The sequence below is a fragment of the Lentibacillus daqui genome (assembly GCF_027186265.1).
Taxonomy (GTDB): domain Bacteria; phylum Bacillota; class Bacilli; order Bacillales; family Amphibacillaceae; genus Lentibacillus_C; species Lentibacillus_C daqui.
In genome coordinates this window covers 1710244-1735373 of the sequence record NZ_CP114176.1, presented here as the reverse complement: position 1 = coordinate 1735373, position 25130 = coordinate 1710244, and the positions used below count along the sequence as shown (strand labels likewise).

Below are 25130 nucleotides of genomic sequence, written 5' to 3'. Positions count from 1 at the left end.
CATCCCCCCTGTAAGTTATGCATACACTTGTTGCAATGCATTTCGAAACTTTTTTGCAAACAACGTAACATCATCTTCAGTAATCGTTAATGGCGGTAGCAGTCGGATAACGGTTGGTCCCGCTGTTAGAATCAGTAATTTTTCCTTGATGGCTGCCTTGACTATGTCACCTGCTGAACTGTCTGTTTCTATTCCAATTAATAATCCACGACCGCGAATTGCTTTTAGTTGTGGAAAATCCTGTTTTAGTTGATTGAGGTACGTCAGTAAAATATGGCTTTTCTCCTCCCCGTTTACGATTGCTGATGTATGTTGCAATTCGTTGATAGTCGCTAATCCAGCTGTTGCGGCCAGTGGATTCCCCCCGAACGTGCTGCCATGAGTTCCTGGCTGAAACGCCTTGGAAACTTCCTTTTTCGCCATCATCGCCCCGATAGGAAAGCCGGAACCCAATCCTTTGGCAATTGTTACCACATCGGGGTCAAACCCATACTGCTCATGGGCAAATAAGGTACCAGTACGTCCCATCCCTGTCTGTACTTCATCGACAATCAGCAGGATGTCATCATCTGTACAAATTTGCACCAGTTCATCAATCCATTGCTGTTCTGCCGGATGGACCCCGCCTTCCCCTTGAACAAGCTCGAGCATCACCGCAGCAGGTAATTCTTCTTTCAATTTAGTTAAATGATCAAGGTCATTATAAGGAAATTGAGTAAACCCGCTGAGTAACGGAGCAAAACCGATCTGAATTTTTTCCTGCCCGGATGCACTTAGTGTCGCCATGGTGCGTCCATGAAATGATTGTTGAAAGGTGATGATGTTACTTCTTTCTGGATGGTATAAACGAGCAAGCTTAATGGCCGCTTCATTTGCTTCTGCACCACTATTACAGAAAAACACTTGTTCCAGACAGCTATTTTCGGTTAAAGCTACGGCTAATTGCTCTTGTACATTGATGTGATATAGATTGGAACAATGCCAAAGATTCTCCAGTTGTTGCATCAATTTCGTCTTGACTGCATCTGGTACATGCCCGAGATTGCAAGTGCCGATTCCCGAGGTGAAATCCAGATATTGATGACCATCTGCATCCCAAACATAACAACCTTTTCCTTTTACAGGATTTACGTGAAATCGATTGTATGTCTGCATTAATGGCGAAATCATGGTATCTGTCTTCATCGTATTCCTCCTTGCTGCAAATTCGCTGGCTCCCGCTGTAAAGTAAATGAGGTTCCCACCTGTTTCCCGACTGTCAGTTTAATCAGGCTATCCTGCTCCAGGCCGTTGAAGATGACAACACGTTTGATACCTTGTTGTAAACAGCTAATTGCTGCCCGGACTTTCGGAATCATTCCACCATGAATTTGTCCCGATTCGATCATCATTTCTACGTCTTGGGCATCCAAACGGGAAATCACGCTATCGTTCTGTAAAACCCCTGCAACATTTGTGACCATATATAGCGAAGCATGGAGTGCCTTGGCTACAGCTCCGGCTGCCAAGTCAGCATTGATATTCCAACGCTGTCCACTTTGACCGACTGCTATGGGGGAAATAACCGGGATTTGCTGTTGTGCGGTTATCTCCGTCAACATTTTCGTATTCACCGTTTTAATTTCACCTACAAACCCCAATCTTTGCTTATGTTGCAATGGTTGTGCTTCCAACAATCTACCGTCAACGCCACTTAATCCAACCGCATCACCACCACTCACATGGATATTTCGGACAATCTGCTTGTTAATCGATCCAGATAGAACCATCTCTACAACATCCAGAACATCTTCTGTAGTGACTCGCATACCATCAACAAATGACGTGGCAATGTTCAGTTTTTCAAGCAAAGAGGAGACCATTGGACCACCGCCATGTACAATCACTGGCTGTACGTGATATGCTTTTTTTATGGTGACGATATTTTCGTAAAACGTTTTGGGAAGTTGCGGTAAAATACTGCCGCCACATTTGATAACTACATATGCCATTGCTTTCCTCCCCTTAGGTACGATAGGAAGCATTGATTTTTACATAATCATAGGAAAGATCACAGCCCCATGCCATCGCTTCCTGCATACCGCTATTTAAATTCGCCTGAATAATGATTCTTTCATTTTGCTTTAAATATTCATGTACAACCGCCTCATCAAATAAAACTGGTAAACCGTTATCGATAATTTTACTCGTACCAAGCGAAACGGTAAGCTTATTTGGATCAAACGTAATACCGCTGTAGCCCATCGAACAAATAATTCTTCCCCAGTTGGCGTCAGCGCCGAATACCGCTGTTTTGACAAGACTTGAGCCAACAATCGATTTGGCAATTACTTGCGCATCTTCCTTACTATTGGCACCTTTCACTTGTACCTCAATTAATTTGGTTGCCCCTTCGCCATCTCTGGCAATCTGCTTGGCTAGCGATTGGCAAACTTGTATTAAAGCCTCTGTGAATAATGAAAGATTATCTTCATCCGCTATAGTGATTGTTTTATTCGAAGTCTGACCATTTGCCATCACCATTACTGTGTCATTGGTGCTTGTATCTCCATCAACGGTAATGCAATTAAACGTCTGGTTTACAGCAGTTCGTAAAGCCATATCCAATGCTTCTGATTCGATTGCTGCATCGGTTGTGATAAACGAAAGCATTGTCGCCATATTGGGATTAATCATTCCGGATCCTTTAGCAACCCCGCCAATGGTTACCAGCTTCCCATCCAGTTCCAGCTGTACACAGGCGTTTTTGGTAAATGTATCAGTCGTTAAGATTGCTTTTGCAAAGTCAGCTGGAACAGATTTATCGAGATGGATAGCTTCAATTCCAGCAACAAGCTTTTCCATTGGCAATTGGTCCCCGATGACCCCAGTTGAATTGACTGCAATGAAGTTGTCAGCAACACCCAACTTCTCAGCGAATAAATGACGCATGTGATAGGCATTATGTAAACCTTCCTCACCAGTACAGGCATTGGCTACTCCGGAATTAACCAGTAAACCTTGAATCTTCTGTGCTGTTGCAATACTATCCTTTGTAACCTGTAAAGGTGCTGCCTGAAAAAGATTTGTCGTGTAGACAGCAGTCGTATTTGCCGGAACTTCTGAATATAGCCAGCCAAGATCGTGTCGTTTTCGCTTGATGCCACAGTGCAGACCCCCGGCGTGAAAGCCTTTGGGTGTCGTAATGCCTTCCTCTACCTTGTTGATCTGCGCCAATTGTTTTGCCATGTTTTCCTCCTTCTATGGGTAAACCGGAATTACATCAAGTGCTGTCCGCTCATCCCAATTATTTAATAGATTCAGATTTTGGATTGCCTGACCCGCCGCACCTTTAACAAGATTATCAATTACTGAAACGACGATTAACAAATTTGTGCGCTGATCAACCGCAAGACCAATATCACAATAGTTCGTACCATACACTTCTTTCGTTGTCGGCGAGATACCCTTTGGTCTAACCCGAACAAAAGGTTCATTTTGATAAATTTCCTGATACAACTGCACTGCTTCACTATCAGTTAACGGTTTTTTTAACGGCAAATATGTTGTACACAAAATCCCTCTCGTCATTGGAACAATATGGGCAGTGAATGATAAATGTATATTCTGTCCGTGAATATCAGAAATGATTTGTTCAATTTCCGGTGTATGTTGATGGCTTGCCAGCTTATAAGCTTTGGTATTTTCATTGATTTCAGAGAACACGATTCCTTGTGATGGTTTTCGTCCGGCACCAGATACCCCAGTTTTCCCATCTATAATAATCGGACCATTTATATCGATTATTTCCGTTTTTAAGGCAGGCATGATTCCGAGTATGGCAGCTGTTGGGTAACAACCGGGATTAGTAATAAATGTGCTTTCTTTTATCCTTTCTCGGTAAAGCTCCGGGAGCCCATATACCGCCTGCCTTAAATATTCCGGGTCAGCTGGTGATTGTTGATACCATTGTTCGTATAAGCTGCCATCCTTTAAGCGGAAATCACCGGAAAGATCGATACACGGCACCCCCTTTTCGATAAACGAAGGGGCAATTTCTTTGGTTACCCCTGAAGGTGTTGCGAAAAATAGGACATCGACCCGGTTGCTTACTCCCTCCGCATCCAGCTTTTCCAACGGAAGTTCCACAATGCTATGTAAATGCGGATACTGATCAACAATATACTGTCCCTGGGTGGAGTTGGATACAAGCAATTCTAATGTTACATGAGGATGATTGTGCAACAGCCTGATGAGTTCCGCTCCACCATATCCGTTTGCACCTACAATTCCTACCTTCAAGATTTGTCAGCCCCTTACGATTAATTTGATTGTGTATCATTATACATATTTATGTATAAAAATGCAATAGTTTTTTATATTATAATTTCACTTTTTCAGAATTAAATCATTTATAATAAAAAACAGCTCATTTTGGTATGAGCTGTTTTCACAAACTATTAGTTTAGAGCGTAGGTTTGCAGAATACTAATTTCATAATTTATTTTATCGCTTGTGGCATCAACATGAATCGTCCAGTTTGGAGATAACATATCGTTAATAACCGCTAATTGTTTTTCTGTAACAGAAATGCCGCTGAGTCCATTTTCGGTGTGCCGGTAATCTTTATCTGCTTCCATACCGAATTTAAGCCTAAGTAACCGTTGAATCCCCTTAATAGTCACAAACTTCAGGGTGTACCCATCGTTTAATATGCAAGAAAGTGTTTCTGTATCTTGTTGGTATAAATCAACCAACCGCGTAAAATCAAAATGGGGATTGAAATTTTTCCATTCACTTACATTGCCTTGTTTTACTTTTTCAAGCAGTTCTTGGTTTGATATACCATTCGCACGTATTGTTTCGATTAAAAATGCATCCATTTGCGTAATTTTGTTTCGCTCAGTCATAATTATCCCCCTTGTTGCAATTACTGTACAGGTGTAGCATCTTTCTTGTTAATCGGATAAAAACAAGCTACTTGGTGATTGTCCTCACCTTTAGATTCTAATGCTGGAATATTAGCTTTACAAAGCTCTGTAGCAAAGGGACATCTTGTATGAAATACACACCCGGTTGGTGGATTAGCAGGAGATGGCAGTTCACCACGTAATACTATTTGATTGCGTGACTGCTCTTTTTTTGGGTCTGGTAATGGAATCGCCGACAATAATGCATTCGTATATGGATGCTGTGCATTTCGATAAAACGATTCGCCGTCTGACACCTCCATCATTTTCCCCAAATACATGACAGCTACCTTATCCGCAATATGCTTGATAACCGATAAATCGTGTGCAATAAATACATAAGTAAGATTCAGTTCCTTTTGCAAGTCTTCAAACAAATTAATCACCTGAGCCTGGATTGACACATCCAAGGCACTCACTGGTTCGTCGCAGATAATTAATTTCGGTTTTAAAGCAATCGCACGAGCAATCCCGATACGCTGCCGTTGACCGCCGGAAAACTCATGGGGAAGCTTATGATAATCATCAGGTTTTAGACCAACAAGTTCCATTAATTCCTTTACCTGTTGTTCCTCATTCGTTATCCGCTTATATGCCCTTAATGGTGCTGCAATGATATCGCCGGCTTTCATCCGTGGATTCAGACTTGTAAACGGATCCTGGAAAACCATTTGTACATCCTCACGTAACCGACGCATTTGTTTCGAATTATAATGAGTAATACTTTCCCCTTCGAACAAAATATCTCCAGACGTCGGCTTTTGGAGCCCGATAATCGTTCGGGCAAGTGTACTTTTCCCGCACCCGGATTCCCCGACAATACCAATCGTTTCACCTTTATCAACCGATATATCGATACCATTAACCGCTTTTACGCTAGCATTCGATTTTTTAAATAGCCCATTATTAATCGGAAAGTGAACATGAAGATCACGTATTTCCAGCAAAGACTCAGTCAAGACTATTCACCTCATTTTGTTCAGTAGCTTCGATTTCTTGTTTACGCACAGTAAATTCCTCATTTGTAAGAATACACGCAGCGCGATGGCCTTCACCCCTAGTAGTCAAAGATGGATCCACTTGCGTACATTCCTCCATTGCAAACGGGCAGCGGGGATGAAAATTGCATCCTGCCGGCGGATCTACAAGATTTGGCGGCTGTCCTGGGATTGCCAGGAGACGTTCCTGGATGTCCGCATCAATACGCGGCAATGAACGCAGAAGTGACCACGTATAAGGCATGGACGTTCGGTAAAATATATCCTCTACCGTTCCTTCCTCGACAATTCGACCAGAGTACATTACCAACACCTTATCCGCTAAATTTGCAACAACTCCCAAATCATGCGTGATGATCATAATTGCCGTTCCATATTTTTGTTGAATATCCTTCATCAAATGCAATATTTGTGCTTGAATAGTAACATCCAGTGCAGTTGTTGGTTCATCTGCAATCAGTAATTTCGGCTGACAGGCTAGAGCCATCGCAATCAAAACCCGCTGCCGCATTCCACCGGAAAACTGATGCGGGTAATCCCGTAATCGGCGTTTGGGATCCGGAATGCCCACGTCAGATAACAGCTCCAAAGCCTTTTGTTCGGCCTCTTTACTTGACATCGGCTGGTGGGTGCGAATCGCTTCTATTAACTGTTCTCCGATCCGAAAAACCGGATTTAAGCTGGACATCGGATCTTGAAAAATCATCGCAATCTCATTTCCACGAATATTACGTAGTTCCCGTTCATTCAGTTCCAATAGATTTCGGTCTTCCCACAGAATCTCACCCTTAGGATAAAAAGCGGGAGGCTGTGGATTAAGTTGGATAATGGAGAGGGCAAGCACACTTTTACCACTTCCAGATTCCCCAACAATGCCAATCGTTTCCCCCGCTTCTACGGTTAATGACACGTCGTCAACCGCCTTTACTATGCCATCTGGTGTATCTAAATGGACTTTCAGATTCTTTACTTCCAACATATTGCTCACCCCTTTGATGCTGAAACCTAATAATTAGGCAAATTTTTGTTTTCGTTGTTTCATGGAACGTTTCGTTGCTTTTTTCAATTTTTTTGCATGTGGATCAAATGCGTCTCGCAACCCATCCCCGAGCAAATTTAAGGCAAGTACAGTAATCACAATAGCAAGCCCCGGAAAAATAGAAAACCATGGTGCAATAGTAATGTAAATTTGTGATTCCTGCAGCATATTTCCCCAAGTCGGTGTAGAAGGATCGACCCCAACCCCTAAAAAGCTAAGTGCTGCCTCGGCCAAAATTGCCTTGGCAAAAATAAACGTTCCTTGCACAATAATTGGGGAAAGGATATTTGGCAAAACATAGCGTGTTAAAATAACCAGATCACTTGTCCCTGTTGTTTTAGCCGCTTCCACATATTGAATCGAATTAATTTGCAGTACCGTTGACCGGACAACCCGGGTCATAACCGGCCAAAAAGCTAGCGTCAAAGCAATGATAATATTTGTAATGCTACCACCCAATGCCGCTACCAATGCCAATGCAAGCAATAGTGCCGGGAAAGCCAGCATGCCATCGATTATCCGCATGATGATGAAATCTGCTTTTTTGTAATATCCGGCGATTAATCCGGTAATGGTTCCAAACATAGTTGACAAAAATGCAACAACTACACCAACCAGCAGGGATACCCGAGCTGCAATAACAGTCCGGGCAAATATATCCCGTCCAAAGTCGTCTGTCCCAAACCAATGTTTCCCAGTCGGTCCCAATAATCGATTGCCAGAGTCAATATCGTATGGGGATAACGGGAGCCACCATGAAGCCGTGATTGTAGCCACTGCCATAAGGACAAGTACGATTAATGATAGCAAATTACGCTTTTTCTTTAACATGGTTGAAAACCCCTTTTTGATTTTGATCCCATTTCAACAAATAGTTCCGGTTTAATCGTAGCGTATTCTTGGGTCCAAAAACGCATAAAGCAAATCGACCACCAGATTTACCAAAACATATATCGCAGCGATAAATAAGACAACTCCTTGAATAACCGGGTAATCTCTTCGGTGGATCGAATCGATTAAGAGCTGACCAATCCCAGGGATGGTGAACATAGTTTCCAAAATCACCGTTCCACCAAGTAAACCAGCTACCGTTGTACCGATAACAGTTGTTGTAGGGATCAACGCATTGGAAAACACATGTTTCATTAACACCCTGCTTTCTTTGACACCTTTAGCACGTGCAGTCCGTGTATAATCCTGATTTACGGAATCAAGCATGCCATCCCGCAGCATCCGTGCAATCAGGCCAATTTCAACAGCTGCCAGCACAAAAGCAGGTAGTAAAAGATGGTATAGCCAATCACCAAATCCTTCTGCCATTGGGATATATCCGGCAACAGGGAAAATTGGAATTGCTACTCCAAAAGCAAGTACTAATAACATCGCAAACCAAAACTCCGGAATCGAAACACCAAGCAGTGACACCGAAATAAACATTGGATCCAAAACCGTTTTCCGTTTCCATACAACAAAAATAGCCGTTGGAATTGCAATCAGTAAAACGAGTATTAACGAAAGAATCATTAAACTAAATGTTGGGCCAAAATGACCAATAATAATATTTAAAACCGGTTCCGATGAGTAAACCGATTGTCCAAGATCCCCTGTAACAATGTTTTTGATCCAATCAAAGAACTGGATCACCATTGGCTTATCTAATCCAAGCTGGCTTTCCAATTGGGCAATGCTTTCTTCTGAACTGTCTTCCCCCAAAATAAGAAAGGCTGGGTTCCCAGGTGTCAAATGAACAATTAAAAAAACAATAATACTGACAATAAACATAACCGGTATGATGGATATTAATCGACGTATGGTATACTGAAGCAACTTATTTCCCTCCTTTGAATGAAAAGGGAAGCACGTCGGGATACAAAATGACAATGCTTCCTACATAATCATTTACTTACTCTTCCAAGTATTCCAGAACCGTTGTCCGACCCAGCTATCATAGTCTTTTAATTTATCGCTTTTGGCATCAAGAGTAGATTCATTAACTACCTTAATAAACGGAAGTTCCTCGTTAACGGTCTGGTTCATTTTCGCTAAAATCTCCTTCTTCTGTTCCCTAGAGTTGGCAGTGCTCCATTGATTTAATAATTTTTCCCAACGATCACTGTTGTACCAGCCGCTACTATTGGTATCTAAAATTAGCATACCAAGCTCACTCGGGGAGAAACGGGTTGACCAGCCAACGACAACCAGATCCCAATTTTTTGGATCCTGCCATTTTTCCAAATATGTTGCCCATTCATATGGTTCCAGTTCAACTTTGAATCCGACTTCTTCTAATTGTTCCTTGAGCACCTCGGCAATTTTTTCATAACGAGGATAACTATTGCTAAACATGATTGTGATTGGCTTTCCATCATAACTTGATTCCTCTAGGAGCTGTTCCGCTTTGTCCTTGTCATATGCCAAATAACCATCTGTTCCGTCTTCTGTATATAATTCCTTTTGTTCGGGGTCAAACAATCCGCCATCAAAGTGATAAAACTCATCGTTTCCATAGGTTGCCTCAGCAATGGTCTTTTTGTCCAGGGCATGGTTTAATGCCTTACGTGCCTTTATATCATCAAATGGTGCTTTTGCTTTGTTCGGTGTAATCGTTGAGTAGCCATTAATATATGACACTGGATCCATTTTGGGGTCACTTTCGACCATTTGATATAAATCCGGTGGTACTTGTTGCACATAATCATATAGATCCGTTTTTAAACCATTAATCATTACTTGTGGATCTTTGACAATTTGAAACTTAATTTCATCCAAGTAAGCTACTTTCTTCCCAGTTAACCCGCCCCAGTCGGTTTCATCTCGAGCAGAATAATCCTCGAATTTAGCAAGGACAATTTCACTTCCGCGGTCCCATGTTTCAAATTTAAATGGACCGGTACCTACAAGTTGCTCTGGTTGCAATGGTTGTTCCCCAGCGTCTTTAGCAATCTTCTCCGGGATAATGGTAAGCGCCGATTTTGGTGCAGCCATATCCGCCAAAAGTGGGCTATATACTTGGTTTAACGTTATCTCAACCGTATGTTCATCTGTTGCTTTTACCTGATCAATGTATTCGCTGGCGATAGTTCCAACAGAAGATACCTTTCTCCATCGGTCAATCGATGCAACCACATCATCCGCGGTAACAGCAGAACCATCGTGAAAGTTCACATCTTTACGAATATTGATTGTATAGGTTTTTTGGTCATCACTTATTTCATAATCCTCCGCAATCATTGGTCTAGGTTTGTAGTCTTTATCTAGTGCAAACAGTGTTTCAAATATATGCCAGCCTACATCCCGGGTTACTGTGGCCCCTGTATACATCCAGTCAATCGTGTCTGGATCGGCGGATATCGCGACATTTAATGTTCCGCCTTCTGTTGGTTTTTGCTTAGCGGAGTCTGTATTTCCGTCTGAAGCGGCATCTTTACTACAGCCGATGAGACCACTCATTAGAAACAGACCTAATATTGCAATAAAAATATGATTATATTTTTTGATATTCACGGTAATCCCCCATTTACACCTTATCAGTAATTCTATAAAACTATCTATCATCCTTATAATTTTTTATTCTCTTCTGTACTTATTCTCTTCTGTACTTTTAAGCCAATACCTCTTTATATTTTTCACACAGTATAAAAGCGTCTTTTATCGATAAAATATACAGTAACGAGTTCGCAATTAGGGTTCAAAAACAAAAGTAATCCCACCATTTAACTTATGTATTAAAATTTAATACGTGAACTAAAATTTCGTCATTATCTTGTAGTTATGTAAAACGGAAGCCCGTTATAAACGGGACCTCCGTTACATTCTACTCCATTTGTTTCCAGGTGTTCCAAAAACGAGGTCCAACCCAGTTCTCCAAATGACGAACTTTATTACTTTTGGCGTCAAACCGCTTCACATTAGAAATTTTTATAAATGGTAGTTCATCATATATGGTTTGATTCATTTCACCTAAAATTTCTTGTTTCTCTTCCGTTGATTTGGCCGTTCCCCACTGATTTATTAATTCTTCCCAGCGTTCGCTTGTATACCAGCCGCTTCTTGCCGCATTTAACTCCAGCATACCAAGTTCACTAGGAGAAAACCGGGTAGACCAACCAATAACAACTAAATCCCAATTCGATGGATCCATCCATTTTTCCAGATAGGTCGCCCATTCATAAGGTTCTAACTTCACCTTAAATCCTATTTCTTCCATTTGTTGTTTGGCAATTTGCGCAATCTTCTCATACTCCGCTGTGTCATTGGAATATAAAATGGTCAGCGTCTTCCCATTATAATTTGACTCATTAAGCAGTTCTTTTGCTTTCTGCTTGTCATAAGCTAAATAGTTGTCTATTCCTTTATCTGAATAAAGTTCCCCTTGTTCCGGATCAAATAATGCTCCATCAAAACTATAAAATTGTTCATTTCCGTATGCAGCCTGAGCAATTGACTTTTTATCCAATGCGTATTGAAGCGCCTGACGAGCCTTAATATCGTCAAACGGAGCCTCTGTTTTATCCATTGAAATAATGTTATACCCATTCATGTAGGTAACCGGGTCTAATTCTGCATTAGCATCAATAACATCAAACAAATCGGCTGGAATGCTTTCAACATAATCGTATATTCCTGTCTTTAATCCATTTACCATTACTTGTGGGTCTTTCACAATTTGAAAATTAAGTTTATCAAGGTAAGCCACTTTCTCTCCGGTTAAACCATTCCAATCTGTTTCTTCACGAGCTGTGTAATCATCAAACCGGGTTAAAACAATTTCATTTCCTTTATCCCATTTTTCAAATTGATATGGGCCAGTTCCAATAAGCTGGTTCTGCTTAAGCGGCTTATCATCTGCTTCGTTGGCAATTTCCTCAGGTATGACAATCAAGGCTGATTTTGGAGCAGTCATATCGGAAACAAAAGCATGGTAAATTTCCTTTAATTTAATTTCAACCGTATACGCATCAATCGCTTTTACTCGCTTAATATATTTACCAGTAATCTTCCCGACAGAGGATACTTTTTCCCAACGTTCAATGGAGGCAACAACGTCATCAGCTGTCACGGTGGCGCCATTATGAAATTTCACCCCTTTACGCAACTGAATAGTATAGGTCTTTTCGTCATCACTAAGCTTATAGTCCTTTGCAATCATTGGTTTTGCACCAAAATCCTGATCTAAGGCAAATAGAGTTTCAAACATATTCCAAGCGATGTCTCTTGTGGCAGTCGCAGAAATATACATCCAGTCAAGGGAATCCGGCTCAGATCCGATCGCCACATTCAGCTCTCCTCCCTTAACCGGGGTACCGTCTGTTTCTTTATCTGCATTCTGACTGTTACTATCCTTTGAACAGCCAATTAAACCAATAATGACTAATGAGATTATTAAACGTAATATGATTTGCAATGATTTGTAAACCTTCATCACACTCCCCCATGTTCATCGCTCATATTTAAAACAAATAATAAGAAACAATTTTCGTAAATGCCTTTTCAATATTCAACAACGCCCGCTCATCGATATCAAAATTCGGGTGATGATGTGGGAAATGTGTGCTTTCATCATCATTTCGTGAACCAACCCGGAAGTATGTACCTGGTTTTTCTAATAGAAAGTAGGAGAAATCTTCAGCACCCATGCCTGTTTCAAGATCAACAACCGAACTCTCTAAAAAAGTTTCACTTAATAGCTTTTTGACTGTTTCCGTTTCTGTTTGATGGTTATACAATGCTGGATAACCAAATAAATAATCTATTTTCGCTGTTGCCTGAAAACCGGCTGCAATGCCGTTTACAATTGAATAAATCTGCTCGCTCACTTGCGTTCTTACTTTTTCATCAAATGTACGTACCGTTCCTTCCAATCGTGCAGTTTCAGGGATAACGTTAAATGCATTTCCCGCCTGAAACACACCAAGCGTGACGACCGCCGATTTTAATGGATCGACTCTCCGGCTGACGATTTTTTGCAAGGCATTGACAATATCACTGCCAATAACAATCGGATCATTGGATTGATGTGGCCTTGCTCCATGGCCTCCAGTTCCTTCAATTGTAATTTCAAATTTGTCGACTGCAGCTGCTTTATATCCTGCCCCTACACCAATTTTCCCCAATGGAATGTCAGATGCAAGATGTGCAGCGAATACGTAGTCTACGCCATCTAGTACATTTTCTTCTATCATATATTTTGCTCCCCCGGGAGGCAGCTCTTCAGCAGGTTGGAAAATGAAGATGATCGTACCATTTATATACCGGCGATACTTGCTGAGGGTTTTAGCTGTTCCCAATAAAGCAGCGGTATGACCATCATGACCGCATGCATGCATGACACCAGGGTTTAATGATTTATATGGTACATCCTTTTGATCTTCAATCGGCAAGGCATCGAAATCTGCGCGCAATGCAATTGTTTTTCCGGGTTGATTTCCTTCCAAAATGCCGATGAGTCCATTACCACCAATGTTTGTCCTTACCTTCAGTCCGAATCCGATCAGTTTTTCTTCAATAAATTTAGCAGTGTTTTCTTCTTGAAATGAAAGTTCCGGGTGTTGGTGCATATACCTTCTCCAACCGATAATTTCCTCCAAATTCTGATCCAGCTCTGAATAAATCGATTCAAGAATATTGTTTTGCTCCTTAATGTTCATGCTCCTTCTCCCCCTTTTTTTATGATTAAATAGCTAAAAAATCCTCTTCCTTTAAGACAAGAAGAGGGTAAACCACATTTAATCACATATGGCTCCTTCTTATCTTCTGAACACATACACGTTCACAGGAATTAGCACAGTACTGCCACAGTCTGTTGCCAGGTATCACAGGGCCAGTCCCTCCACCTTTCTTGATAAGAATCTTTAATTGTTGATTGATTTTAATGTTAACAATACTGGTAGGGATTGTCAACATAAAATACGCAGCCCACATACATTTTATGCTTGATCCCCACAAAAAAGCCCACACCATACATAATGATGTGAGCACTTATCTCTTGTAATCATCCAGAAAATCCTTTTGAAAACTTGTATGTGGTTGTTCATCCTTTTCAAGATTCGTCAACTTCCTAAATGGGTTTTTGCCGTATTTTGTGGTTAATTCATCAATTGCCTTATTGAGCTTTTCCTTTTCCGCTTCCTGCTCATACGTGAATAAATCCAGTTGGTAGGCGATATTTTGTTTCTCATCCACATCCTGAACCGTTATACCAAGCAAACGGATTGGCTCCAAATTCCAGTGTTTTTGAAATAATTCATTGGCAGCTTGAAGAATATCCTCTTTTGTCTCAATATATGTTTGCAGTTTTTTGCTTCTGGTAATTGTTTTGCGGTCATGATAGCGAATCATGATTTGAACACTGCTTCCTGCTGCCTGTTTTCGTCTCATCCTGCGTTCCACATTTTCAGCAAGCTGGTGCATCAGTTTACGGATTTCTGTTTCATCGGTCGTATCTTCAGGTAATGTTTGTGAACTGCCAATGCTTTTAAACTCATTAACAGCATCTGGATCAACCGGTCTTGGATCCACGCCATTAGCCCGGTTTTGTAATCGTTCTCCATTAATTCCCAAAACCTGTTTAAGCTGGTATACATCATGACGGGCCAAATCACCAATGGTTATGACATCAATCGCGTTTAATTTACGGGCTGTTTTTTCCCCAACGCCATACATTTCACCAACTGGAAGTGGCCATAACTTCTGAGGAAGATCACGCTTACGAAGAATGGTAATCCCCATTGGCTTTTTCATATCGGAGGCCATTTTTGCCAAAAATTTATTTGGCGCAATGCCAATGCTGCAAGGTAAATCCAGCTCGTTTTTGATTTGTTTCTGCAATTTTTCGGCAATCGTAATCGGATCGCCAAGCTGTTCGCATTCCGTAATATCCATATAACCTTCGTCAATGGAGACCGGTTGTACGAACGGGGTGATTGCAGCAAGCATTTTAAACATTTCCGTTGAAGCGGTTCGATATCGATCAAAATTAGGTCTCATGACAATCAAATTGGGACATAGTTTGCGTGCCTGCCACAATGTCATCGTTGTTTTAACCCCTTTTTCCCTGGCCTCGTAACTGCTGGTTACCACAATTCCTTTTCGTTCCTCAGGATTTCCGGCAATTGCCAGCGGTTTCCCTTTTAGCTTAGGATTATAAGCCATTTCAACTGATGCATAAAAACAATTCATATCAATATGGAAAATTACCCGTCCGTTTTTCGGATACCATTGAGACATGTTATCCACCCTTTGCGAACTGTTGTTTCTAACATTATAACATATATGAAGAGGCTGGGACAAAACTCCAGTAAATAAAAATTAAGGCGTAGGAGCTTACACTAAAAAAGTGTAGGCCCCACGCCTTTTTTGACATTATTTTAGTAAACAAAAAGGACACCCTTTGATAAAATTAAAGTAACTACACAATAATTTATGGAGGTGTCCTTATGTTTAAACATTATACCATGAATCAGGTAGTTTTGCCGCTAGATTTAGAAATTAAATTGAAAGAGAATGATATTGCTTTTGCGATCAATGATCTTGTCGAGAGTATTCCTGAAGAGGTTTTCGATGACTTTATACGACAAACCGGCCGTCCTGCGTACCATCCTCGCATGATGTTGAAAGTCATTTTGTGTGGGTATACGCAATCCGTGTTTTCTGGTCGTAAAATAGAAGCTTTATTACAGGATAGTATCCGCATGATGTGGTTGGCTCAAGGACATGAACCCAGCTATCGCACGATCAATCGATTCCGTTCTAATCCACACAGCGAAAAGTTATTGCGTGAATGCTTTGTCCAGTTCCGGAATCAGCTTGTGGAAAAGGAATTGATTGAAGAGGAAGCCATTTTTATTGATGGTACAAAAATTGAAGCGAACGCCAATAAGTTCACCTTTGTGTGGCGGAAATCCGTTGAAAAATATAGTGATAAGCTAATCGAAAAGTCCAATCAACTGTATGATGAGCTGTTGGAGAAGGAGATCATCCCGGCAATAGAGCGAGAAACAGAAGAGGAACTTTCCGTTAAAGAAATGGGAGAAGTAGTCGAAAAGTTAGATGAAAAGGTTGAGGAATACGATAAAAAAATCGAAGCTTGTGAGGTTGGTAGCGAACGAAAGAAAATCCGTTCCGAACGTAAATTTCCAAAACAAGCTCGCAAGAAATTTACCGATTTCATCAACCGTAAACAAAAGTATCAAAACGATATGGAGATTTTTGGTGATCGCAATAGTTACTCAAAAACGGATCCAGATGCGACGTTTATGCGCATGAAGGATGACTACATGAAGAACGGTCAATTGAAAGCTGGTTACAATGTCCAGATTGCAACGGAAGGTCAATACGCGCTCGCTTACGATGTTTTCCCAAACCCGACGGATACACGCACCTTAATTCCTTTTCTCGACTCGATTGAAGAAAACTTTTTCGAACTGCCGGAACACGTTGTCGCGGATGCCGGATATGGCAGTGAACAGAATTATGAAGATATCATCGAGAACCGAAATCGAACGCCACTTATTACATACAATCAATATCGAAAGGAGAAGAAAAAGAAGCATAAGGACAACGCTTTTCATGTAGATAATTGGGATTATAATGAGGACGAAGATACTTTTCTGTGCCCAAATGGACGGAAAGTACGATTTAGCCATCATTCCAAACGAACAGACAGGTACGGATTCACCCGTGAATTTAAAGTGTACGAATGTGAGCACTGTTCGGGCTGTCCACTCCGCGATTTATGCACGAAAGCAAAAGAAGGGAACAACCGAAGAGTCTACATTAATGAAAAGTGGGAATCCCAAAAAGAATATGTACGTGCGAAGCTTTCAGACGAGAAAACTGGTGAAATTTACGGAAAACGTAAAATCGATGTAGAACCAGCGTTCGGCTTTCTGAAGGCTAATTTGCGTTTCACTCGTTTTTCCGTTAGAGGAAAACAGAAAGTGAAAAATGAATTAGGAATTGCATTGATGGCGGTGAACTTGAGAAAGTACACCGCCACGAACAGTAAATTAGTACCGGAAGATAGAAACAACTCCACAAAAAAGGTTCCAAGCAAACTTTTGATTTGCTTGGAACCTTTTTATTTACTATTTTTGGCTAGTTATGTCCCAGCCTCTTCGTGAAATTCCAGTTATTATTGTTTGGCTGCTTCTTGAGCAATTGCAGTGATTAATTCCGTAACTTTGACCAGTTCGTCAACAGGAATGCGTTCATTGGTCGTATGAATATCCTCATAACCAACGGCTAAATTCACCGTTGGAATGCCAAATCCAGCAATCACGTTCGCATCACTACCGCCGCCGCTTTTTAACAATTTGCTCTCCCTGCCGATTGCTTTGGCAGCATTGCGAGCTACTTCAACAACTTGGTCACCCTGTGTTTGCTTGAAACCTGGATACATCACTTTCACATTTACTTCGGCACTGCCTCCAAGTTCGTTCGCCGTTGATTCAAATGCTTCTTTCATTTTCGCCACCTGTTCCTCCATCTTTTTCGGAACAAGCGAGCGTGCTTCCGCTAATATTTCCACATAATCGCAAACAATGTTCGTCTGTTTTCCACCTTCGAATCGGCCAATATTGGCAGTCGTTTCTTCATCAATTCGGCCCAAAGGCATTTTTGCAACTGCTTTGGCTGCAAGGGTGATGGCCGATATACCATTCTCCGGTGCAACTCCGGCATGGGCAGTCTTTCCTTTCATGACCGCAAATATTTTGGCCTGCGTAGGTGCGGCAACAACAATATCCCCTACCGTACCATCACTATCAATTGCATAGCCGTATTTCGCCTTAAGCATTGCCGGATCCAAGGATTTTGCACCAACTAAACCGGATTCTTCTCCTACCGTGATAACGAATTGGATATCACCATGTTCGATCTCGTTTTCTTTTAAAGTACGAATCATTTCCAGGATAGCCGCTAGTCCGGCTTTATCATCAGAGCCAAGAATGGTTGTTCCATCAGAAACAATATATCCATCCTGAATGGAGGGTTTGACACCATTTCCAGGGACAACTGTATCCATATGTGATGTAAAATAAATCGTATCCACATTGTCCTTTGTTCCTTCCAAATGGCAAATTAAGTTTCCTGCACCATGTCCTGTCTCTGACTTACTATCATCTTCTACAACATCAAGACCTAAGTCTGTAAACTTTTGTTTTAAGACCTCTGCTATTTTACTTTCCTGACCTGTTTCCGAATCAATCTGCACTAATTCCATAAATTCTTCTACTAGACGATCTTGATTTATTTGAACCATTACCTTACACTTCCTCTACTTTTCAGATTATCATTATCTACATTTGTAAAAATCTTATAATACTGGCCACTTGATGGAACTCCATGCAATTTTCTCCCTTCATCTTGTTTACACTTGTCCCAACCAACTTTTAACGATAAAATACAGGTAGGATTCGCCAATGAGGGAGGAATACTGGTGGTACAAAAACCAAAAAACAAACAAGTAAAACCAACGCAAAAGAAACACTCAAAACAACAGAAACGATTTAAACTTATTGTCTACCTGATGATACTTGCCATGCTTTTAACATCACTTACAACTGGACTAGCCATGTTTTTATAGCAATATTCCAAAGACTGGACTACCGGCCTGTTTGGTCGGTACCAGTCTTTTTATTTTTGTCCACATCGCTTGCCTTGTATTTCTTTTTCAATATTAAATAGTCTTCAATATCATGCAGCAATCGAAACAGGTTTGCCCTTGTTTCAAATTCCTCCTGTGTCTTTGGCAGTGGTTCTTCGTCAAACTCTTTCTTGAGGTTTTCCAGTTCATCCAAAAACAGTTCTGCCGTATTCTCAGGATGGACGGATTGGGATAATTTCTCAAAAAAGTCGGCAATCGATTCCGAAATAGTTACGGTATTTGGCAGTTTGGTGACAAGCGGAAGCATTCGCCGCAAAACTTCAAACTGTTCTTTCCGCATGATAAAGTAATCCTGATAGGGGTGCTTCTGTCTCAGTAAATGATTTTCCATATCCCGTTCCACAAGGTCATTCGCTTCTTCCAGAATATGTTCTACCTCGGTAATTTCTTTTCCACTCCATGATTCATTTCTATCCCGTATGTACGAGGCAATTTCCATAAGAATCGTTTGAAAGTTTTTTTCCAATTTTCGCTGCATTCGTTTTAACTTTTTTTCCAAACTAGGCATATATAAATTAACCAGTAATCCAACGCCAACTCCTACCAATATCAATAAGAACTCTTCGAAAATAAATCGTACAGTAATGTGTCCGGCACCATATAACTGCAAAATAATAACCGAACTTGTGGCAATACCTTGTGATACTTTTAGAAGTACGGTAACGGGAATAAACAGTAACAGCATAATTCCCACTGATATTGGATTATAGCCGATTGTTTCAAAAAATACAAAAGAGAAAATGAGTGCTAATGTACATGCCAAAAAGCGATCCCACGCACTTAAGACGGATCGTTTTCTTGATGGCTGAATACACAGCATCGTTAAAATACCCGCAGATACATAATTAGTTACACCAACCAATTGAGCGAGCGTAATCGCAACCGGTGTACCTATTGCTGTTTTAATGGTCCGATAGCCAATTTTCACGATACAAAGCTCCCTTAACAAGCGAACATTTACATTATTGACCAAAAATGAGGCTGACCCGTAAATCTATGAGACAGCCTCAAAAAGATATTGAAGTTTTTATACTTCTTCACAATTTTCATCAAAAATATGTTGCAGTTTACCCATTACATCCATCGCTGTAAAACCTTCAATATCATGACGCTCCAGCATTGTCACAATTTTTCCGTCTTTTAGAAAAGCAAACGATGGTGATGAAGGCGGATATCCTTCAAAATAGGTTCTGGCCTGCTCGGTTGCTTCCTGATCCTGTCCGGCAAAAACAGTTACCAGATTATCTGGTCGTTTATCATAATGAATGGCGTTTGCAGCAGCTGGACGAGCAACACCACCGGCACAACCACAAGTTGAATTAACCATTACCAGCGTTGTCCCTTTACGGTTGAGTGCCTCATCTACTTGTTCTGGACTCTTCAATTCTTCGTATCCAGCTTCGACGATATCTCTGCGTGCAGCATCGACTACATCATTCATAAATAGATTAAAATCCATCTGAACTTCCATCCCCTTAATTGAAATATTGTTAAATCCTATTCATAGCTTATCAATTTTATCAAAGGATTTCAATTCAAAGTGCCTGCCCTGTAATACCTTCTTGCAAAACACGCACTAATAAATCGATGTTGTATCTTTATTCATGTTTTCCAATATTGCTTTAACCTTTGCCAAAAATCTGCCGCAAACAAGGCCATCCAAAATCCGGTGATCCAGTGACAGGGATAGGTTCACCATATCTCTGGCAGCAAACATGTCATTAATAATCATTGGGCGTTTGACAATTGATTCCACCTGGAGAATTGCTGCTTGTGGATGATTAATAACGCCCATGGAATGTATCGAGCCAAACGTACCGGTGTTGTTCACCGTAAATGTACCACCCTGCATATCATCCGGGGTTAACTTGCCGGTACGCGCTTTGTCGGCAAGCGCGTAGATTTCTTTTGCAATGCCTTTAATACTTTTTTCATCGGCATGTTTAATTACCGGAACAAATAATTTATCTTCATTCGCTACTGCAATTGATATATGAATATCCTTTTTTCGGATAATTTTATCGCCTGCCCAGGTGCTGTTGAGTTGCGGATATTCTTTTAATCCTTGGGCGACAGCTTTGACAAAGAAGGCAAAGAAGGTAAGCCCAAATCCCTCTTTTTGTTTAAAGTCATCTTTGATTTGATTACGATACGATACAAGATCTGTCACATCTACTTCAACGGTCATCCAGGCATGGGGAATTTCCTGTTTGGAACGAACCATATTCTGGGCAATTGTTTTACGCACGCCGGTAACTGGGATTTCAATATCCCCGGTGTTAGTTGTCTGTTGCTCGAGACCAGCAGATAATGATGGTTGTTGGATCGTTTGATGTGTTTGTTGGTCTTGTGCCGTTTGTTCTGCTGTTGTCGGTTCCGGTGTCTTTCCGGATGCGATTATTTTTTCGATATCCTTCCTGGTTATCCGGCCGCTTCTCCCACTTCCATTTACCTTGGTCAAATCAATATTATTTTCCTGGGCCATCCGTAATACAGCAGGGGAATACCGGGTTTTCATGGATTGATCCGTTTCAATATCCTCCTGGACTGCATGAACTATTTCCTGATTTTCATCTGCTTTGGTTGCGCCCTGTTCATTTTTTATTGCTTCTTCTGTTTCGATATAACCGATTAGTTCACCAACCGGAATGGTATCTCCTTCTTGGGCAACGAGCTCTTTTACCACACCCGTAAATGTGGATGGTACCTCAGCGTTCACTTTATCGGTCAATATCTCTGCGATTGGGTCATATTTATTCACCTTATCGCCGACTTTTACCAACCAGGAGCTAATGGTACCTTCCGTAACACTTTCGCCAAGCTGGGGCATCGTAATTTTCTCAGTGGCCATATAATCCCTCCTTCGTGAATATCCGTCACTTTTCCAATTGTATATGCCTTCTTTAGAATTCCGCCAAATCCCGTATCGCAGTTTCCACTTTATCTGGATTGACCATGAAGTATTTTTCCATTGTTGGTGCATATGGCATAGCTGGAATATCTGGTCCCGCCAGTCGTTTAACAGGGGCATCGAGGTCAAACAAACAATTTTCAGCAATAATAGCCGCAACTTCTCCAATAATACTTCCTTCTTTGTTATCTTCCGTAATCAGCAGTATTTTTCCCGTCCGTTGCGCTGCTTCAATAATCGTGTCTTTATCAAGAGGATAGATGGTACGTAAATCAACAATATGCACATCAATTCCTTCCTCCGCCAATTTTTCGGCTGCCTGCAAAGCGAATTGGACACATATCCCATATGTAATCACCGTAACGTCTGATCCTTCCCGCTTCACATCTGCTTTACCAATCGGCAACACGTAATCATCGTCTGGCACCTCCCCTTTCAGCAACCGGTATGCACGTTTATGTTCAAAAAACAAAACTGGATCATTGCTGCGGATGGATGCTTTTAATAAACCTTTCACATCATATGGCGAAGAGGGCATAACGATGGTTAAACCTGGCTGATTGGCAAACATTGCTTCGACCGATTGGGAATGGTACAGCGCGCCATGAACCCCTCCGCCATACGGTGCACGAATAGTAATCGGACATTCCCAATCATTGTTTGAACGGTAGCGTATACGGGCTGCCTCGGAGATAATCTGGTTGACGGCAGGCATAATGAAATCCGCGAACTGCATTTCTGCGACCGGACGCTTTCCGTACATGGCCGCACCAATTCCAACACCCGCAATAGCAGATTCAGCGAGTGGGGTATCCATCACTCTTAGATCGCCAAATTCATCAAATAACCCCTTTGTTGCCCCAAACACACCACCTTTTTTACCAACATCTTCCCCCAGGATAAATACATGTTCATCCCGCTGCATTTCTTCTCTTAATGCTGTGGTTACAGCCTGAATATACGACATTACTGGCATAATCAATCTCCCTCCCTACGATTCATAGACAAATTTCAATGCTTCTTCCGGCTCGGCGTATGCTGCATTTTCCGCATAATCGGTCGCTTCATTGACTTTTACAGCAATGTCATCCAGAATCTCTTGTTCAAGTGCGTCTGTCAGGATTTCCTTTTCACGTAAATATGCTGCAAATGTAACGATAGAATCTTTTTTTCTGGCCGCTTCCACTTCTTCACTATTTCGATATTGGCGGTCATCATCATCACTGGAATGAGCGGTCAGCCGATAGGAGACAGTTTCAATTAAAGTCGGACCTTTACCATTAACCGCTCGTTCGCGTGCCGTTTTAACTGCTTCATATACTGCCAGCGGGTCATTACCGTCGACTGTCATACCAGGCATACCATAACTACTTGCCCGGTCAGATACTTTTTCACAAGCCAATTGCCGTTCAATCGGTACCGAAATAGCATATTTATTATTTTCAACCATGGTAATCACTGGTAATTTATGGACGCCAGCAAAATTCAATCCTTCATGAAAATCACCCTGGTTGGAAGATCCTTCTCCTAGCGTAACGAGGGATACAATGTCTTTTTTCTCCATTTTTGCAGCCAGCGCGACACCAACCGCATGTGGAACTTGAGTTGTTACCGGGGATGATCCGGTAATAATTCTGTTTTTCTTTTGGCCAAAATGCCCGGGCATCTGCCGTCCGCCGGAGTTTGGATCTTCTGCTTTCGCAAAACCGGATAACATGAGATCACGTGTCGTCATGCCAAACGATAGTACAATACCCATATCCCGGTAATACGGTGCGACATAGTCTTTTTCCCGGTTTAATGCAAAAGCCGCGCCAACCTGTGCTGCCTCCTGTCCTTGGCAGGAAATGACAAAAGGAATCTTCCCTGCGCGATTTAACAGCCACATCCGTTCATCAATTTTTCTTGCCAGTAACATGGTTTTATACATATCTAAAACCTGATCATCTGACAAACCCAGTGTTTCATGTCGGTTATTTGCCATAAATGGTGCCTCCTTCTTAACAATCTATTATTTTCGGCTTTGTTTGCCTATAGAGGATGTTCAATAAGCCCGAGAAGAATTCACATTTCAAAGGGGAGCTTTGACTAAGCACCCCGGTCCTTTTTGAACACACCTTAAGAAAAATGGATTATCCGTGAATTTGTTTGCCATCAACAGCAAGTGCAGCTTCGCCAATTATTTCAGATAAAGTTGGATGCGGGTGAATGCTTTCAGCAATTTCCCATGGGGTAGCATCAAGTATCTTGGCAAGCCCGGCTTCGGATATCATATCAGTGACATGAGGTCCGATCATATGGACTCCCAACAAATCATCATTTTGTTTATCCGCGACAATTTTAACAAAACCATCCGGCTCACCATATACGAGTGCTTTACCAATCGCCTGGAATGGAAATATGCCTGCCTTTATTTCTTTTCCCTGTTCTGTGGCTTGCTTTTCCGTTAAGCCGACACTTGCTATTTCCGGGCTGGAATAAATACAAGAAGGAATAGTATCGTAGTCAATTGGCTCTGGGGCTTGATCAGCCATATGCTCCACCGCAATGATCCCCTCATGTGAAGCAACATGGGCCAGCTGCATGCCGCCAATACAATCTCCAATTGCATAAATATGGGATTCCTTCGTTTGATAATACTGATTGGTTTTTATCATCCCATGATCCACCACGATGTCCGTATTCTCTATCCCGATATTGGTTGTATTTGCCAGGCGTCCAACTGAAACAAGCATTTTCTCCGCTGTAAAACTTTCCGGCACCCCATTTACCTCGACTTGGATTCGTACCCCATTTTCGATAGCTAATGACTCTGTTGACACGTTTGCACCAGTAACAATAGAAATTCCTTTTTTCTTTAACAGTTTTTCAGCTTCCTTGGCAATCGCCTCATCCTCTGTTGGCAGAATATATGGCAAGTATTCCAATAAAGTCACATCGACACCGAAATCAGCAAGCATAGATGCCCATTCAACCCCGATAACTCCACCACCAACAATAATGAGCGATGCCGGCAATTCTTCCATTTGTAATGCATGGTCAGAATTCATGACATGTTCCCCATCAATCGTTAATCCAGGTAATGATTTTGGAGCTGAACCAGTGGCAATTAATACATTTTTGGGAACGATCATCGTGTTTTCATCCCCGTTTGCATATTCAACAGAAATCGTTCCGGGCATTGGTGAGAATATACTAGGGCCAAGTATTCGGCCAAAACCTTCATACACATCAATTTTCCCTTTTTTCATTAATCCTTTTACACCCTGGTGCAGGGTTTGCACCACACGTTTTTTTCGGTCTTGAACCTTGGCAAAATTCAATGTGACATCACTTGTTTCGACGCCATAAATATTTGCTTCTTTCGTTTGTCTGAACACCTCGGCACTTCGGAGCAATGCCTTTGAAGGAATGCACCCGCGATGTAAGCATGTGCCTCCGAGTTGCTCCTTTTCAACAACAGCCACTTTCATTCCTAACTGGGCACCACGGATGGCAGCTACATAGCCACCTGTTCCTCCACCAAGAATGGCAAGATCATATTCTTCCGTCATAACTCCATTCTCCT

The 25130-nt window shown here is 41.5% G+C and carries 22 protein-coding genes and 1 riboswitch; of the genes, 2 read left to right on the top strand and 20 right to left on the bottom strand.

Annotated elements, in window-relative coordinates; translation table 11 throughout:
- Nucleotides 1-15: 15 nt before the first annotated feature.
- The 13 genes from O2S85_RS08745 to O2S85_RS08685 all read right to left on the bottom strand — a co-directional run bounded on the left by O2S85_RS08745 (nucleotide 16) and on the right by O2S85_RS08685 (nucleotide 15212).
- Entirely contained in the window at nucleotides 16-1185 is a 1170-nt protein-coding gene (locus O2S85_RS08745) for an aspartate aminotransferase family protein (RefSeq protein WP_269412268.1), read from the bottom strand.
- On the bottom strand, nucleotides 1182-1991 hold the full coding sequence (gene argB, locus O2S85_RS08740) for an acetylglutamate kinase (RefSeq protein ID WP_269412267.1): 810 nt from the start codon (nucleotides 1989-1991) through the stop codon (nucleotides 1182-1184). The genes O2S85_RS08745 and argB overlap by 4 nt, the downstream gene beginning before the upstream one ends.
- 13 nt (nucleotides 1992-2004) lie before the next feature.
- Nucleotides 2005-3228 (bottom strand): bifunctional ornithine acetyltransferase/N-acetylglutamate synthase, encoded by a 1224-nt coding sequence (argJ, locus tag O2S85_RS08735; protein ID WP_269412266.1) that lies wholly within the window; start codon nucleotides 3226-3228, stop codon nucleotides 2005-2007.
- 12 nt (nucleotides 3229-3240) lie between these two features.
- Nucleotides 3241-4284, bottom strand: coding sequence for an N-acetyl-gamma-glutamyl-phosphate reductase (argC, locus tag O2S85_RS08730; protein WP_269412526.1), 1044 nt, complete (start codon nucleotides 4282-4284; stop codon nucleotides 3241-3243).
- 155 nt (nucleotides 4285-4439) lie between these two features.
- The gene (locus O2S85_RS08725; protein ID WP_269412265.1) at nucleotides 4440-4889 is read right to left on the bottom strand and encodes a hypothetical protein; all 450 of its coding nucleotides are present in this window, start codon (nucleotides 4887-4889) and stop codon (nucleotides 4440-4442) included.
- 20 nt (nucleotides 4890-4909) lie between these two features.
- Entirely contained in the window at nucleotides 4910-5908 is a 999-nt protein-coding gene (locus tag O2S85_RS08720) for an ABC transporter ATP-binding protein (protein WP_269412264.1), read from the bottom strand.
- Nucleotides 5901-6926 (bottom strand): ABC transporter ATP-binding protein, encoded by a 1026-nt coding sequence (locus tag O2S85_RS08715; protein ID WP_269412263.1) that lies wholly within the window; start codon nucleotides 6924-6926, stop codon nucleotides 5901-5903. The genes O2S85_RS08720 and O2S85_RS08715 overlap by 8 nt, the downstream gene beginning before the upstream one ends.
- 33 nt (nucleotides 6927-6959) lie before the next feature.
- On the bottom strand, nucleotides 6960-7817 hold the full coding sequence (locus O2S85_RS08710; RefSeq protein ID WP_269412262.1) for an ABC transporter permease: 858 nt from the start codon (nucleotides 7815-7817) through the stop codon (nucleotides 6960-6962).
- A gap of 51 nt (nucleotides 7818-7868) precedes the next feature.
- The gene (locus tag O2S85_RS08705) at nucleotides 7869-8813 is read right to left on the bottom strand and encodes an ABC transporter permease (RefSeq protein ID WP_269412261.1); all 945 of its coding nucleotides are present in this window, start codon (nucleotides 8811-8813) and stop codon (nucleotides 7869-7871) included.
- 72 nt (nucleotides 8814-8885) lie between these two features.
- Nucleotides 8886-10490: an ABC transporter substrate-binding protein gene (locus O2S85_RS08700; RefSeq protein ID WP_269412260.1), complete on the bottom strand. Its 1605-nt coding sequence runs from the start codon at nucleotides 10488-10490 to the stop codon at nucleotides 8886-8888.
- Nucleotides 10491-10800: 310 nt separating this feature from the next.
- Nucleotides 10801-12408 (bottom strand): ABC transporter substrate-binding protein, encoded by a 1608-nt coding sequence (locus O2S85_RS08695; RefSeq protein ID WP_269412259.1) that lies wholly within the window; start codon nucleotides 12406-12408, stop codon nucleotides 10801-10803.
- A gap of 28 nt (nucleotides 12409-12436) precedes the next feature.
- Nucleotides 12437-13633, bottom strand: coding sequence for a M20 metallopeptidase family protein (locus O2S85_RS08690; protein WP_269412258.1), 1197 nt, complete (start codon nucleotides 13631-13633; stop codon nucleotides 12437-12439).
- 96 nt (nucleotides 13634-13729) lie between these two features.
- Nucleotides 13730-13834: riboswitch (SAM riboswitch) on the bottom strand.
- A gap of 130 nt (nucleotides 13835-13964) precedes the next feature.
- Nucleotides 13965-15212, bottom strand: coding sequence for a DNA polymerase IV (locus tag O2S85_RS08685; protein ID WP_269412257.1), 1248 nt, complete (start codon nucleotides 15210-15212; stop codon nucleotides 13965-13967).
- A gap of 209 nt (nucleotides 15213-15421) precedes the next feature.
- On the opposite strand from O2S85_RS08685, the gene O2S85_RS08680 reads away from it, so the two are divergent.
- Nucleotides 15422-17107 carry an IS1182 family transposase gene (locus O2S85_RS08680; RefSeq protein WP_269412256.1) on the top strand — a complete coding sequence of 562 codons (1686 nt, stop codon included), beginning with the start codon at nucleotides 15422-15424 and terminating at the stop codon, nucleotides 17105-17107.
- Between the two features lie 11 nt (nucleotides 17108-17118).
- Here O2S85_RS08680 and O2S85_RS08675 read toward each other — a convergent pair whose 3' ends face one another.
- A complete protein-coding gene (locus O2S85_RS08675; protein WP_269412255.1) occupies nucleotides 17119-18246 on the bottom strand; it encodes a M20/M25/M40 family metallo-hydrolase in 1128 nt (375 codons plus the stop codon).
- A 177-nt stretch (nucleotides 18247-18423) separates the two neighbouring features.
- Here O2S85_RS08675 and prli42 point away from each other — a divergent pair, with 177 nt between their 5' ends.
- Nucleotides 18424-18570, top strand: coding sequence for a stressosome-associated protein Prli42 (gene prli42, locus O2S85_RS08670; protein WP_269412254.1), 147 nt, complete (start codon nucleotides 18424-18426; stop codon nucleotides 18568-18570).
- 19 nt (nucleotides 18571-18589) lie between these two features.
- Here the strand turns inward: prli42 and O2S85_RS08665 are convergent, their stop codons facing one another.
- The 6 genes from O2S85_RS08665 to lpdA all read right to left on the bottom strand — a co-directional run bounded on the left by O2S85_RS08665 (nucleotide 18590) and on the right by lpdA (nucleotide 25116).
- Entirely contained in the window at nucleotides 18590-19579 is a 990-nt protein-coding gene (locus O2S85_RS08665) for an aromatic acid exporter family protein (protein WP_269412253.1), read from the bottom strand.
- 99 nt (nucleotides 19580-19678) lie between these two features.
- Nucleotides 19679-20110 (bottom strand): BrxA/BrxB family bacilliredoxin, encoded by a 432-nt coding sequence (locus O2S85_RS08660; protein WP_269412252.1) that lies wholly within the window; start codon nucleotides 20108-20110, stop codon nucleotides 19679-19681.
- Nucleotides 20111-20227: 117 nt separating this feature from the next.
- Nucleotides 20228-21502: a dihydrolipoamide acetyltransferase family protein gene (locus O2S85_RS08655; protein ID WP_269412251.1), complete on the bottom strand. Its 1275-nt coding sequence runs from the start codon at nucleotides 21500-21502 to the stop codon at nucleotides 20228-20230.
- Nucleotides 21503-21554: 52 nt separating this feature from the next.
- Nucleotides 21555-22538, bottom strand: coding sequence for an alpha-ketoacid dehydrogenase subunit beta (locus tag O2S85_RS08650; protein WP_269412250.1), 984 nt, complete (start codon nucleotides 22536-22538; stop codon nucleotides 21555-21557).
- 15 nt (nucleotides 22539-22553) lie between these two features.
- Nucleotides 22554-23546, bottom strand: a complete 993-nt coding sequence (locus O2S85_RS08645) for a thiamine pyrophosphate-dependent dehydrogenase E1 component subunit alpha (RefSeq protein WP_269412249.1) — start codon at nucleotides 23544-23546, stop codon at nucleotides 22554-22556.
- Between the two features lie 148 nt (nucleotides 23547-23694).
- Entirely contained in the window at nucleotides 23695-25116 is a 1422-nt protein-coding gene (gene lpdA, locus O2S85_RS08640; protein WP_269412248.1) for a dihydrolipoyl dehydrogenase, read from the bottom strand.
- Nucleotides 25117-25130 lie beyond the last annotated feature (14 nt).

What these genes read in the sequence shown, in the direction of transcription:
- O2S85_RS08745 (WP_269412268.1), bottom strand. Translation starts at nt 1,185, where the DNA reads ATGAAGACAGATACCATGATTTCGCCATTAATGCAGACATACAATCGA.
- O2S85_RS08680 (WP_269412256.1), top strand. Translation starts at nt 15,422, where the DNA reads ATGTTTAAACATTATACCATGAATCAGGTAGTTTTGCCGCTAGATTTA.
- lpdA (WP_269412248.1), bottom strand. Translation starts at nt 25,116, where the DNA reads ATGACGGAAGAATATGATCTTGCCATTCTTGGTGGAGGAACAGGTGGC.
- O2S85_RS08645 (WP_269412249.1), bottom strand. Translation starts at nt 23,546, where the DNA reads ATGGCAAATAACCGACATGAAACACTGGGTTTGTCAGATGATCAGGTT.
- O2S85_RS08725 (WP_269412265.1), bottom strand. Translation starts at nt 4,889, where the DNA reads ATGACTGAGCGAAACAAAATTACGCAAATGGATGCATTTTTAATCGAA.
- O2S85_RS08675 (WP_269412255.1), bottom strand. Translation starts at nt 18,246, where the DNA reads ATGGTTCAAATAAATCAAGATCGTCTAGTAGAAGAATTTATGGAATTA.
- O2S85_RS08650 (WP_269412250.1), bottom strand. Translation starts at nt 22,538, where the DNA reads ATGCCAGTAATGTCGTATATTCAGGCTGTAACCACAGCATTAAGAGAA.
- O2S85_RS08660 (WP_269412252.1), bottom strand. Translation starts at nt 20,110, where the DNA reads ATGGATTTTAATCTATTTATGAATGATGTAGTCGATGCTGCACGCAGA.
- O2S85_RS08685 (WP_269412257.1), bottom strand. Translation starts at nt 15,212, where the DNA reads ATGTCTCAATGGTATCCGAAAAACGGACGGGTAATTTTCCATATTGAT.
- argB (WP_269412267.1), bottom strand. Translation starts at nt 1,991, where the DNA reads ATGGCATATGTAGTTATCAAATGTGGCGGCAGTATTTTACCGCAACTT.
- O2S85_RS08710 (WP_269412262.1), bottom strand. Translation starts at nt 7,817, where the DNA reads ATGTTAAAGAAAAAGCGTAATTTGCTATCATTAATCGTACTTGTCCTT.
- O2S85_RS08715 (WP_269412263.1), bottom strand. Translation starts at nt 6,926, where the DNA reads ATGTTGGAAGTAAAGAATCTGAAAGTCCATTTAGATACACCAGATGGC.
- O2S85_RS08695 (WP_269412259.1), bottom strand. Translation starts at nt 12,408, where the DNA reads ATGAAGGTTTACAAATCATTGCAAATCATATTACGTTTAATAATCTCA.
- argJ (WP_269412266.1), bottom strand. Translation starts at nt 3,228, where the DNA reads ATGGCAAAACAATTGGCGCAGATCAACAAGGTAGAGGAAGGCATTACG.
- O2S85_RS08690 (WP_269412258.1), bottom strand. Translation starts at nt 13,633, where the DNA reads ATGAACATTAAGGAGCAAAACAATATTCTTGAATCGATTTATTCAGAG.
- O2S85_RS08655 (WP_269412251.1), bottom strand. Translation starts at nt 21,502, where the DNA reads ATGGCCACTGAGAAAATTACGATGCCCCAGCTTGGCGAAAGTGTTACG.